This is a genomic window from Actinoplanes sp. CA-030573 (assembly GCF_050951115.1).
Classification (GTDB): domain Bacteria; phylum Actinomycetota; class Actinomycetes; order Mycobacteriales; family Micromonosporaceae; genus Actinoplanes.
In genome coordinates, this window is record NZ_CP192038.1 from 8,385,231 (window position 1) to 8,397,128 (window position 11,898).

Annotated in this window: 14 protein-coding genes; 7 read left to right on the top strand and 7 right to left on the bottom strand. The window is 70.8% G+C overall.

Translation table 11 applies throughout. From position 1 onward, the window contains the following. Positions 1–4 precede the first annotated feature (4 nt). On the bottom strand, positions 5–526 hold the full coding sequence (locus ACQP2F_RS38635; RefSeq protein WP_433307758.1) for a hypothetical protein: 522 nt from the start codon (positions 524–526) through the stop codon (positions 5–7). A 124-nt stretch (positions 527–650) separates the two neighbouring features. Between ACQP2F_RS38635 and ACQP2F_RS38640 the strand changes: the two genes are divergently transcribed. Beyond that, complete coding sequence (locus tag ACQP2F_RS38640; RefSeq protein ID WP_433296529.1) at positions 651–1,754, top strand: MBL fold metallo-hydrolase; 1,104 nt, start codon at positions 651–653, stop codon at positions 1,752–1,754. Positions 1,755–1,758: 4 nt separating this feature from the next. On the opposite strand, the gene ACQP2F_RS38645 is transcribed toward ACQP2F_RS38640, so the two are convergent. After that, positions 1,759–2,544: an ArsR/SmtB family transcription factor gene (locus ACQP2F_RS38645; RefSeq protein ID WP_433296531.1), complete on the bottom strand. Its 786-nt coding sequence runs from the start codon at positions 2,542–2,544 to the stop codon at positions 1,759–1,761. A 124-nt stretch (positions 2,545–2,668) separates the two neighbouring features. On the opposite strand from ACQP2F_RS38645, the gene ACQP2F_RS38650 reads away from it, so the two are divergent. The 3 genes from ACQP2F_RS38650 (at position 2,669) to ACQP2F_RS38660 (ending at position 4,498) form a co-directional block, all read left to right on the top strand. Further along, positions 2,669–3,223, top strand: coding sequence for a hypothetical protein (locus ACQP2F_RS38650; RefSeq protein ID WP_433296533.1), 555 nt, complete (start codon positions 2,669–2,671; stop codon positions 3,221–3,223). A 187-nt stretch (positions 3,224–3,410) separates the two neighbouring features. Next, positions 3,411–4,133 carry a HipA family kinase gene (locus ACQP2F_RS38655; RefSeq protein WP_433296535.1) on the top strand — a complete coding sequence of 241 codons (723 nt, stop codon included), beginning with the start codon at positions 3,411–3,413 and terminating at the stop codon, positions 4,131–4,133. After that, positions 4,130–4,498 (top strand): DUF3037 domain-containing protein, encoded by a 369-nt coding sequence (locus tag ACQP2F_RS38660; protein ID WP_433296537.1) that lies wholly within the window; start codon positions 4,130–4,132, stop codon positions 4,496–4,498. The genes ACQP2F_RS38655 and ACQP2F_RS38660 overlap by 4 nt, the downstream gene beginning before the upstream one ends. A gap of 130 nt (positions 4,499–4,628) precedes the next feature. Here the strand turns inward: ACQP2F_RS38660 and ACQP2F_RS38665 are convergent, their stop codons facing one another. Further along, positions 4,629–5,489, bottom strand: coding sequence for a transglutaminase domain-containing protein (locus ACQP2F_RS38665; protein WP_433296539.1), 861 nt, complete (start codon positions 5,487–5,489; stop codon positions 4,629–4,631). A gap of 2 nt (positions 5,490–5,491) precedes the next feature. Beyond that, positions 5,492–6,358, bottom strand: a complete 867-nt coding sequence (locus tag ACQP2F_RS38670) for a MerR family transcriptional regulator (protein ID WP_433296541.1) — start codon at positions 6,356–6,358, stop codon at positions 5,492–5,494. 80 nt (positions 6,359–6,438) lie between these two features. Between ACQP2F_RS38670 and ACQP2F_RS38675 the strand changes: the two genes are divergently transcribed. Both ACQP2F_RS38675 and ACQP2F_RS38680 read left to right on the top strand, forming a co-directional pair. Then, positions 6,439–7,506, top strand: a complete 1,068-nt coding sequence (locus ACQP2F_RS38675; protein WP_433296544.1) for an ATP-dependent DNA ligase — start codon at positions 6,439–6,441, stop codon at positions 7,504–7,506. A gap of 66 nt (positions 7,507–7,572) precedes the next feature. Further along, entirely contained in the window at positions 7,573–9,141 is a 1,569-nt protein-coding gene (locus ACQP2F_RS38680; protein WP_433296546.1) for an alpha/beta hydrolase, read from the top strand. Here ACQP2F_RS38680 and ACQP2F_RS38685 read toward each other — a convergent pair. Beyond that, the gene (locus tag ACQP2F_RS38685) at positions 9,092–9,649 is read right to left on the bottom strand and encodes a potassium channel family protein (protein ID WP_433296549.1); all 558 of its coding nucleotides are present in this window, start codon (positions 9,647–9,649) and stop codon (positions 9,092–9,094) included. The two genes, ACQP2F_RS38680 and ACQP2F_RS38685, sit on opposite strands and share 50 nt — an antisense overlap. Between ACQP2F_RS38685 and ACQP2F_RS38690 the strand changes: the two genes are divergently transcribed. Beyond that, the gene (locus ACQP2F_RS38690; RefSeq protein ID WP_433296552.1) at positions 9,648–10,151 is read left to right on the top strand and encodes a GNAT family N-acetyltransferase; all 504 of its coding nucleotides are present in this window, start codon (positions 9,648–9,650) and stop codon (positions 10,149–10,151) included. The two genes, ACQP2F_RS38685 and ACQP2F_RS38690, sit on opposite strands and share 2 nt — an antisense overlap. Here the strand turns inward: ACQP2F_RS38690 and ligD are convergent. Then, a complete protein-coding gene (ligD, locus tag ACQP2F_RS38695) occupies positions 10,148–11,173 on the bottom strand; it encodes a non-homologous end-joining DNA ligase (protein WP_433296554.1) in 1,026 nt (341 codons plus the stop codon). The genes ACQP2F_RS38690 and ligD overlap by 4 nt on opposite strands. 96 nt (positions 11,174–11,269) lie before the next feature. After that, positions 11,270–11,812, bottom strand: coding sequence for a hypothetical protein (locus ACQP2F_RS38700; RefSeq protein WP_433296556.1), 543 nt, complete (start codon positions 11,810–11,812; stop codon positions 11,270–11,272). Between the last annotated feature and the right edge of the window lie 86 nt (positions 11,813–11,898).

Here is an 11,898-nt window from a genome sequence, read left to right on the forward strand (position 1 = left end):
AAGGTTACCGGGCCTGCAGCGCATCCAGCGCGACGGCCATGGCGGTGACCAGGCGGCGGTCGATCTGCGGGTCGTGGATCGTCACCAGGTACCGGTCCCGCAGGCCCCACTTCTTGACGACCGAGAACGCCGGGCGATCCCCGATCAGGAACTCGAAGTGGTACGGGAGCCAGGACAGCGAGTCGATGAAACGCCGGAGGATCGCGACGGTCATGTTCGTCTCGCGCCCGACCATGTCGGCGTACCCGGGCTGCTCGAGGTGCCAGGTCGACCGGAGCAGGGACTCCTTGAAGTTCTTCCGGAAGAGCCCGATCGCCGAGCCGAACTCGTCGGTCACGTCGTAGGTGGCGCCCAGGTCGAGCACCTGGCGGGCCTTGAAGCCCAGCACCGGCTTCTGCTTGGTGTCGTCGGTGTAGAGCGTGACCTGCTCCTTGAACGCCATCCGCTTCTGCTGAGCGAAGGCGAGAATGCCCGCTTCCTGCCCGTCCGGGGAGACCGCGTGGATCTCGTACTGGTTGACCGTCATGCGAATCCGCTGGCGGACTATGAGCTGTTGCTGGATCTGAAGGGTGTCGATAGTCACGGCCGCGCAGTCTAGATCGTCAGCGGCTCGCTGGCCGTACCCGTGGTTCGTTCGTCAAACTGGTCTGATGGCGAAGCGAGGACGTACCGGAGCATTGGTCGCGCTGGCAGTGGGCGCCGCGGCGGCGTGGATCGCGCGGGACATCCCGCGTCAGATGGGTGCCAAGGCCAAGGGCGACCGCCTGGCCCGCATGCTGGCCTCCCCGCAGTTCTCCGGCGGCAAGTTCCGCAACACCGTCCCCGCCACCGAGGTCACGCCCGCCTCGATGCCCCGGCTCGCGCTAGCCGCGATGCGCGACCGCGAGGCCCGCCACCCGCACCAGCCGATCCCCCTGGTCACGCCCGCCCCCGGCCTGGACGCCGAAGGCCTGCACGTCACCTGGTACGGCCACTCCTCGGCGCTGGTCGAGATCGAGGGCCGCCGGGTGCTGCTCGACCCGGTGTGGAGCGAGCGCTGCTCCCCCAGCCGCCTCTCCGGCCCCAAGCGCCTGCACGAGCCGCCGGTGGCCCTGCGCGACCTGCCGCCGCTCGACGCCGTGCTGATCTCCCACGACCACTACGACCACCTGGACATGGAGACCATCCAGAACCTGGTCGACCTGCAGGCCGCGCCCTTCCTGGTGCCGCTGGGCGTCGGCGCGCACCTCGAGCGCTGGGGCGTGCCGCCCACCCGCATCATCGAGCTGGATTGGAACGAGCGGGCAAAGGTCGGCGGCCTGGAGTTCATCGCGACGGCGGCCCGCCACTTCTCCGGCCGCGGCTTCTCCCGCGACGAGACGCTCTGGACCAGCTGGGTGATCAACGGGCCCACCCGCAAGGCCTTCTACTCCGGCGACACCGGCTATTTCCCCGGCTTCGCCGAGATCGGCGAGGAGCACGGCCCGTTCGACGTCACGCTGGTGCAGGTCGGCGCGTACGGTGACGCCTGGCCCGACATTCACATGATTCCCGAGGACGGGGTGGCAACCCACGTGGACGTACGGGGTGGCCTGATGATCCCGGTCCACTGGGCGACCTTCAACCTGGCCCTCCACGACTGGTCCGAGCCGGCCGACCGCGCCTGGGCCGAGGCCAAGGCCCGCGACGTGCGCCTGGCGATCCCGCGTCCCGGCGAGCGCGTAGACGTCGACAACCCACCCGCCGTCGACGGTTGGTGGCAGCAGATCGCCTGACCGCTCAGCGGCCGGCGTCGGCGTGCATCTCCCATGGGGCCTGCGGCAGCACGTGGCCGGTCTCGAGCAGCGACTTCAGGTTCGCCATGACGGCCGGCCAACCCTGGGCGATCGCGTCCAGCTCCTCGGCACCCGCGAGCTTCTCGTGGGTGACGGTCAGGCGCACGATGTCGTGGTGCCGCTCGATGTCGAACGTGACGGTCGAGGGCTCCTCGACCTGCTCGTCCGGTGACTCGAAGGTGATCACCAGCCGGGTGGGCGGGATGGCGGACAGCACGGTGCCCACGCCGTCGGCGACGCCGGAGCCGTCGGTGCGCACGTGCTCCCAGCGCGAGCCGAGCTGCCAGTCGGAGACGTTGCTGTGCCCCCAGTAGGCGGCGGTCAGGTCGGCGTCGGTCAGGGCGTGCCACACCTTCTCGGGCGTGCTCTCGATGTAGGTCACGTAGACGAAGCTCGGCTTGCCGGTGGTCATCGCGTCCTCCGCGTTCTGCTTGATGGCGGCCAGCGCCCGTAACCGGGGCTGCTCGAACGGGGCGAGCCACCGCTGCTGGATGTCGTGGATCGGCACCGGGTTGAGGTAGTGCAGCTTCTCCCGGCTGCGACGCACGGTGCTGATCAGGTTTGCCTCCTCGAGCACGGCCAGGTGCTGGCTCGCCGACTGCCGGGCCATGTCGAGCTGCGAGCAGAGCCGCCCGAGCGTCTGGCCGTCCTCTTTGCGCAGGCTGTCGAGCAGGCGCCGCCGGGAGGGATCGGCGAGCGCCTTGAAGACCAGATCCATGTCGCTCCGCACGGCATCATTATGCAGGCAGTTACCTGCATAACGTCAAGTGAGCTCGTTCGCCCGCGGCGAACGTAATGGCGTCAGCCCTGCAACGGTGTAATTCTGTAATCACTGAAGTTAGGGGAGGTTGGAGATGCGTTTTCGTCCAGCACCGCCGGGAGGCCGTGCCGAGCCGCCCAACGCCGATGACGCCGCCGCCTGGGTGACCGGCGCGATCCCGGACGGGTGGTTCACCGAGCGGCCCGAGGTGGTCATCGACCGCGACGAGATCATCATTTGGGGCCGGATCGGCGAGCCCGATCTGGGCGCCGACGTCACCGAGGCGGACAAGGCGGCCGCCCAGGCCGGCCGGATCAACCAGTTCCGCGAGGACACCCGGGAGGACCGCATCCGGGTGGCCCGCCAGGTCGAGCACCGCTACCAGCGGAAGGTCGCGTGGGGCATCCGCTGCGGCGACACCAACGAGCTGTTCACCCACCTGGCCGCTCCGGTGATGACGCGCCTGCGTCAGCCCGAGCGCCAGATCCTCGACACGCTGGTCGACGCCGGCGTGGCCCGCTCCCGCTCCGAGGCGCTGGCCTGGTGCGTCAAGCTGGTCGGTCAGCACACCGAGGAGTGGCTCGCCGAGCTGCGATCGGCCATGACCAAGGTCGACGAGCTCCGCCGCCAGGGCCCGACCACGGTCTGACCGCCCGCACGGCCAAGGCCCGACCACGGTCTGACCGCCCGCATGTCCGCGGCCCGACCACGGTCTGACCGCCCGCACGGCCGGGCCCGACCACGGTCTGACCCGCCCCCGCCCGCACGTGGGCCGGTCCCTACGCCGACGGGGACCGGCCCGCCCGGGGCGGATCATCAGCCGTAGGGTGAGCGTCGTGCTTCGTGAGGTGACCGCTCTCCGGTATGTCACGCCCCTGCGGGAGGGCGGGTCGCTGCCCGGCGTCGTCGAGGCCGACGATCTCGGGACGTACGTGGTGAAGTTCCGCGGGGCGGGACAGGGACCCAAGGCGCTGGTGGCCGAGGTGATCTCGGGCGAGCTCGGCCGGCGGCTCGGGCTGCCGGTGCCGGACCTCGCGGTCGTGCACCTCGACCCGGTCGTCGCGCGCGCCGAGCCCGACGAAGAGGTCCAGGAGCTGATCAAAGCGAGCGCCGGGGCGAACCTCGGCATGGACTTCCTGCCCGGCGCCCTGGGCTACGACCCGGTCGCGCACGCCGTCGACCATGCGCTGGCCTCACGGGTCATCGCCTTCGACGCCTTCGTCGAGAACGTCGACCGCAGCTGGCGTAACCCGAACCTCCTCATCTGGCACAACGGTCTGTGGCTGATCGACCACGGGGCCACCCTCTACTTCCACCACAACTGGCCGCGCGCCGAGACGGTGGTGCACCGCGCCTACAAGTGGGACGACCACGTGCTCAAGCCGTACGCGACGGAGCTCGCCACGGAAGGGCCGGCACTCGCCGAGCGCCTGACCCCGGCCCTGCTCGCCGAGGCGATCGACAAGGTCCCCGAGGAATGGCTGGACGACGGCGGCCGCGACGCCTACCTGAGCCACCTGACCCGGCGGGCCGAGCGGCCGGAGGCGTGGCTGCCGTGAGACTCCCCTACGAATATGCCGTCATCCAGGCCGTCCCTCGCATCGAGCGCGGTGAGCTGATCAACGTCGGCGTGGTGCTCTACAGCCAGCGCACCGACTTCCTGGCCGCCCGCACGCACCTGCACGAGGACCGGCTGCGCGCGCTCGACCCGGAAGCCGACGTGCCCGCCATCGCCGCCGCGCTCGCGTCGTGGGAGGCGACCTGCACGGGCGCCGGCGCCGCCGCCGAGATGAAGCCGGGCGAGCGGTTCCGCTGGCTGGTCGCCCCACGCAGCACGATCCTGCGGGCCGGCCCGGTCCACATGGGCCTGGCCGCCGACCCCGCGGCCGAGCTCGACCGCCTCCTGGAGCTCCTGGTCAGGTAGCCGCCCACCCGGCCGAACGCGAGCACCCGCCGGCGCCGCCGCTCAGCGCGGCCGAACGGGAGCGCCCGCCGGCGCCGCGGTCAGCGCGCCGCCCACCCGGCCGAGCGCGAGCACCCGCCGACGCCGCCGGTCAGGTGGTCACCGCCGCGCGCTGGCGAAGGTCGACCTGGTAGTCGCGGCCGCGCGGGCTCACGCACCGGATCCGGTCGCCGGGGTGCAGGCGCGGGTCGTCGGCGTAGAGGCCGGCCAGCTTCTCCTCGGCGCGGGTGTCGCCCGCGTCGGCCGACTGCAGCAGGTCGGCCACCTCGTCGATCAGCGCGAGGTCGTCGCCGAGCTCGAGCGAGACGTTGCCCCAGATGTCCCAAAGCAGCAGCTCGTCGCCGAGGCGGTGGGCCGCCTCGTAGATGACGTAGTTGCGGACGAACCAGTCGCCGTGCAGGCCGGCGACGGCGGGGGCGACGCCGAAGGTCGCCGGGTCGAGCTCGCCGCGCCGGTAGGCCGACCAGACCTGGGCCGCGGGCCGGAATCCGCCCGGCGTGAGCCGCAGATCGGTGGCGTCCACCTGGGTGTCGTCGGCCACCCAGCGGGCGCCGTCCCAATACTCGGTGATGACGTGGTCGTAGTGCCAGTGCGGGTCGAGATAGTCGGCGAAGCCGATCCGGCTGCGCGCCGGAATGCCATTGTGCCGCAGAGCCGCGACGGTGAGCAGGGTGAAGTCGCGGCAGCAGCCGACGATGCGCCGCTCGGGCGGGCGCGGCTCGGCCAGCGGGGTGTCGAACCGCCGCCGGTCGGCGTCGAGCAGCCGGTCGGCCCAGCGACTGTCGATCTCGGCGAGCCGGTCGGGCGGGAAGTCGATGCCGGCGGCGCGGTAGTGCACGACCAGGTTGCGGATCACCTCCCCGATGCCGCCCGGGTCGGCGGGCAGCGGGTCGAACAGCGGCGCGTGTGCCCGGGGGTCGGAGAACCTGGTCTGGCCGGTGTAGTCGATCATCGTCACTCCTCGATCGGTTGTGCCACGTGGGCGAACGGGTCGGCGCCGCCGATGCGGTCCCAGTAGTTCAGGTAGATCTCGCGCTCGGGCCCGGCGGTCCTCAGCCCGTGCACCGAGATGTGGGTGGCGACGGCCTCGTAGGCGCGCATGATGCGGGGGTAGAAGCAGTCGTCGCGGGCGACCGTGGCGAACACCTGGCGGTGCGCCGGCTCGAGCCGGATCACGATGTCGCCCTCGGGCTCGACGCGGCCGGAGAACGGGACGCAGACCTCGATCGTCGCCTCGGTGTCGGGTGTGACCGGGCCGTGGTAGATCACCCAGTGCTCGGGGGTGTGCACCGCCCGCTCGTCGTCGAGGTGACAGCGGATCGCGCACTCGGCCAGGCGGATCGCCTCGACGAGCGACTGCTGGTAGACCTCGGTGCGGATGGCCGCGACCTTGGTGTCCCGGACGTCGCGGACACCCACCTCGTACCGCAGCTCGGGAAGCGCCGCACCATCCGCGACCTGCGCTCGCAGCCAGCCGAAGCTCCCACGCCGGGCCTGCATGGCGGCCTCCTGGGAGACCCACCACCGGTCGAGCCGGACCAGCGCCTGCTCGTCGTCGCCGGCGTCGAGCACCTCGGCCACCACCGCGAGCGGCATGTCGAGCCGGCGGAGCAGGGCGATGCGGCGGGCGCGCTCGACCTGGTCGGCGCGATATCGCCGGTAGCCGCTGTCGGGGTCCACCGAGTCGGCCGGCAGCAGGCCGGACACGTCGTAGAGACGCAGCGCCTTGACCGAGAGCCCGGCCAGCCGGCCGAACTCCCCGATGCCCAGAAGAGAGCCGCCGCCCAGACCCGAGCCGCCGCCCTGACGCGAGAGATTCATGCCGGGGAGCTTGGAGTCTCCCCTTGGGGGAGAGTCAAGAGGGGCTTCCGGAAAGCACCGGAAGCGGCACACTGGGTGCCATGGATCTGCCGATCAATCCGCCGGTCAAGCCCATGCTCGCCAAGCCCGTCGCCGAGATACCGCCGGGTCAGGTCTACGAGCCCAAGTGGGACGGCTTCCGCTCGATCATCTTCCGCGACGGCGACGAGGTGGAGATCGGCAGCCGCAACGAGAAGCCGATGACCCGCTACTTCCCGGAGGTGGTGCGGGCCGTGCTGGCCAACTTCCCGGAGCGGGCGGTGATCGACGGTGAAGTGATCGTGGCCGACACCGCGCGCAACACTCTCGACTTCGAGGCGCTCCAGCAACGCATCCATCCGGCGGCGAGCCGGGTGAAGCTGCTGTCCGAGCAGACGCCGGCCAGCTTCGTGGCGTTCGACCTGCTGGCGCTCGGCGACGAGGACCTGAGCGAGCGTCCCTTCGCCGAGCGCCGGGAGCGGCTCCTCGACGTACTGAAGGATGCGCAGCCACCGGTGCACGTCACCCCGGCCACCGATGATCTTCCGACCGCGCAGCGGTGGTTCGCCGAGTTCGAGGGCGCCGGCCTGGACGGCTTGATCGCGAAGAGCCGGGACCTCACGTACCAGCCCGACAAGCGGGTGATGACCAAGATCAAGCACAAGCGCACGGCCGACTGCGTGGTGGCCGGCTACCGGGTGCACAAATCCGCCGAGGACCGCATCGGATCACTTCTTCTCGGCCTGTACGACGAGAGGGACGTCCTGGTCTCGGTCGGGGTGATCGGCGCCTTCCCCGTCGCCGTGCGGGAAGAGTTGTTCCGCGAGCTCCAGCCGCTGGTCACCACGTTCGAGGGCCACCCCTGGGACTGGGCCGCGCACGAGCAGGGCGAGCGCACCCCGCGCAAGAACGAGTACAGCCGCTGGAACAACGGCAAGGACCTGTCCTTCACGCCGCTGCGGCCCGAGCGCGTGGTCGAGGTGCGCTACGACTACATGGAGGGTGCCCGGTTCCGGCACACCGCCCAGTTCGAGCGCTGGCGCACCGATCGTGATCCGCACTCGTGCACGTACGAGCAGCTGGAACGGCCCGTGCAGTTCAATCTGGCCGAGGTGCTGAGCAGCCGCTGACCGAAGTTGTCGGACCGACCGGCTAGCCTCGATCCCAGCAACCCCAGCCATCGAAAGGCCGTCATCGTGCCGCGTCGTCTCCGCCTGGTCGCCGGGATCCTCCTCGCGACGGTCCTCGCCGTCGCGGGCTGCACCGTGCCCACGTTCGCACCGGACGGCTCGGGCGAGGGCACCCCGGCCGGCAACGGCTCGGCCGCGCCCAGCCCCGGCGCCGGCACCGCCGACTGGCGCAACTGCGACAACGTCCCCGAGGAACTGGTCGGCCGGGGTGCGGCCGGGATGAGCTACGACTGCGCCACCATCCAGGTGCCGAAGAACTGGGACGACAAGGCCTCCGGCGAGACGTACGACGTCGCCCTGATCCGGGTCCGGTCCAAGACCCAGAAGAACCGCATCGGCTCGCTGCTGATCAACCCGGGCGGCCCCGGCGGCTCGGGCATCGACACCGCGGTCTACCTGTCCTACGGCGAGGCGCTCGGCGGCCTGCCGACGGCCGTCACCGACCAGTTCGACGTGATCGGCTTCGATCCGCGCGGCGTCGGCCGGTCCGACCCGATCAAGTGCATCAGCGCCGCCGACCAGGACGCGAGCTTCGGCGCCGCGCCCGACCCGGTCAGCCAGGCCGCGTTCGACAGCTTCGTCGCGCTGAACAAGAAGATCGCGACCGAGTGCGGCGCCAAGTACGGCGACGAGCTGGTCAACTTCTCGACCGTGCAGGCATCCAAGGACATGGACGCCATTCGCGAGGCGGTCGGCGACAGCAAGATGACCTACCTCGGCTTCTCCTACGGCACCCTGCTCGGCGCGACCTACGCGCAGGAGTTCCCGGGCAACATCCGGGCGATGGTGCTCGACGGCGCGGTCGACCCCAAGCAGAGCTACGTCCAGGGCTCCGAGTCGCAGGCGAAGGGCTTCGAGCGGGCGTTCACCAACTTCAGCAACTGGTGCAAGGCGACGCCGGCGAAGTGCCCGATCGCGCCGGACGCGCGCAAGGCGGTCACCGACGCGATGGCCGCCGCCGACAAGAGCGCGGTGCCGTACACCGACGGCCGCAAGGCGACCTCGGGCTGGATCTTCCTCGCCGTGATCTCATCGCTCTACACCGAGTCGAGCTGGGTGACGCTGGCGTCCGCGGTGGCGCGGCTCAAGCAGGGCGACGCCAAGGGCATCTTCACGCTCGCCGACCAGTACGCGGAACGAAAACCGAACGGCACCTACAGCAACCTCTTCGACGCCAACCTCGCGGTGAACTGCGCCGACACCAAGGATGCGCCGGGCGTCGACGAGATCCGGAAGCTGCAGGGCGAGTGGCGGGCGAAATACCCGCTGTTCGGGGCGTCGCTGGCGGTCGGCATGCTGCCCTGCGCGTTCTGGCCGGGCGAGCGCGAGCCCTACCCGGCCGGCGCGGCCACCGGCGCCCCGCCGATCGTGGTGGTGGGCACGACCGGTGACCCGGCCACGCCGTACGAGAACACCGCCGACCTGGCGAACATGCTGGGCGTGGGACACGTGCTGACCTGGGAGGGCGAGGGCCACACCGCCTACCCGAGCACGCGCTGCATCGTGCAGGCCGTCGACAACTACCTCATCGATCTGCAGGTGCCGCCGGAGGGCTTGCGCTGCCCGGCGAAGTGACGCCCGGGGCCGAGGAAGGGGAATGGGAAGGGGACGAGGAAGGGGAAGGGAAAGGGGACGGGGACGGCGAAGGCGAAGCGGACCCAGCGGGCAGCGTGACACCCTCACGCTCGGCGAAGGCTTCGAGCAGCGCCCGTACGCGCCGGAGGTTGTTCTTGAGCTCTTCCTGCTCCTCGTGGCGGAAGGCGTCCTGATCGACGATCAGCTTGCTGGCGAAGTGCGCCGTGATCAGCGGGATCACGACCAGCACCATGACCGAGATAAGAATGCCGGCGAGCACCCGGCCCTCCCACGTCGACGGCGAGATGTCGCCGTAGCCGACGGTGGAGGCGGTCACGATCGCCCACCACAGCGAGTCGCCGAAGGACGCGCTCCGCTCGAAGTGGTGGTAGAGCGCGCCGCACACCACGATCAAGATGGCGTAGGCGAGGATCAGGGTCCGCGGCGAGTTGGCCAGCCAGACCAGACCGCGGTAGATCATCCGGAACGGCGTGAGCAGGACGTGCATGGCCAACATCGTGCCCGAGCGGCGCACACACGGTAAGGAACGAGCGTTGGATTTCCGACTGGCCACCCGGGCGGACGTGCCCTCGATCCTGCAGCTGCTCGCCGACGACGACATCAGCCGGGAGCGCGGCTTCGGCGTGGTGCCCGAGGAGGTCGACGCCGCGATCTGGGCCGCCTACGAGGCGATCGACGCCGACCCGAACAACGAGCTGATCGTGGCCGAGGACGGGGGCGAGGTCGTCGCCACCTGCCAGCTGACCTTCACGCCCGGGCTGAGCCGGGGCGGCGGCTGGCGGATGACGATCGAGGCGGTCCGGGTGCGCTCGGACCGGCGCGGCAGCGGCGTCGGGGGCGAGCTGATGGCGTACGTGCTCGGTCGTGGGCGGGAACGCGGATGCCGCCTCGCCCAGCTCACCACCGACAAGCGCCGCGCCGACGCCCACCGCTTCTACGAGAGACTGGGCTTCGTCTCCTCCCACGAGGGCATGAAGAAGGCGCTCTAAGAGGACCAGTTCGCGTGGTTCATCTTGCTCGGCTGCACCCGCGGCGGCTCACCGGGCATCTTCGGGTGGTCGGGCGGATAGGGCATGTCGCCCAGGCCGTTCTTCTCGTCGCGCTCCACCCACTCCAGCAGCGGCGTGATGTCGTGGGCCAGGTCGTCGATGGCGGCGTGCGGGTCCCCGATCTTGGCGAACCGCGGCGGCATCGTGCGCAGGTCGAAGTCGTCCGGCTCGACATCGGCCAGCTCGTCCCAGGTGACCGGGGCCGAGACCGTGGCCCGGCCGTTCGCCCGCAGCGAGTAGGCGCAGGCGATCGTGCGGTCGCGGGCCATCTGGTTGAAGTCGATGAAGACCTTCTCGCCGCGCTCCTCCTTCCACCAGGCCGTCGTGATGCGGTCGGGGCTGCGGCGCTCGACCTCCCGGGCCAGCGCGATCGCCGCCCGCCGCACCTGCACGAACGACCAATGCGGCGCGATCCGGAGGTAGACGTGCACCCCGCGCCCGCCGGAGGTCTTCGGATAGCCGGTCCAGCCGAGGTCGGCCAGTACCTCGCGGACCACGTTCGCGGTCGCCACCACCTCGGCGAACCCGGTGCCGGCGTGCGGGTCGAGGTCGATGCGCAGCTCGTCGGGGTTGTCGACGTGCGCGCGCCGGACCGGCCAGGGGTGGAAGACGATCGTGCCCATCTGGGCGGCCCAGGCCACGTGCGCGAGGTCGGCCGGGCACAGCTCGTCGGCGGGGCGGCCGCTGGGGAAGGTGATCCGCGCCGACTGAACCCAGTCGGGGACGCCCCGGGTCGCCATCCGCTTCTGGTAGAACGCCTCGCCCTCGATGCCGTCGGGGAAGCGCTGCAGCGTGGTCGGCCGGTCCTTCAGCGCGCGCAGGATGCCGTCGCCGACCGAGAGGTAGTACTCGAAGACGTCGCGCTTGGTGTAGCCCTTGCTCGGGAAGACCAGCTTGTCGGGACTGCTCAGCCGGACGGTGTGGCCGGCGATCTCGTGTTCTTCCGCTGCGGCTTTCGGCATGCGTCGACCCTATGCGGGGCGGCGACCCAAAAACAGCGTGGCCGCCCGGTAAGCCCGGACGACCACGCCGTTTTTATGCCGATAAATCGGACTGGATCAGGCCGCGCGACGGCGACGGGTGTACCAGACGGCGGCCGCGCCGCCCGCCACCATCAGACCGCCCAGCGACATGACGGCACCCATCGGGGCACCCGTCACCGGAAGGGCGTGACCGGCGCTGACCCCGCCACCGGTGCTGGTGGTCGGCGACGGCGTGATGGCGCCCTGGACGCTCGGGCTGACCGGCGGAACCGTGTCCACGTGCGCGGTCGGCGTGGTGGTGGCCGGGGCCGGGCTCGACGGCTGGGTGGTCGCCGGGGTGGTTGCCGGGGTGGTCGGCGTGCCGTAGCCGCCGTGGCCGCGGGTGTGCTGGCCCTGACCCGACGCCGGAGCGGTGGTGGCCGCCGTCGTGGCCGGGGCGGTGTCGCCGGCGCCGGCAGCGCCGTAGTCACATTTGTCGCGCTGGTCGGCGGCGCACGGGGACGCCGCCGCGACCGGCCGGACACCGTGGCTCTGCGCGGCCAGGGCCGGCGCGCCGGCGAAGACCAGAGCGGCTGCCGCGGGCAGTCCGGCGACGAGAATTCGGCGAGTTGCACTCATGAGGAGTTTTCCGTTCTGTTGCGGTATTTCCAGGTCCGCAGGGCAGCATAGCGGCAATTGCCCGATTTACCCGTTAATGCCCCTCG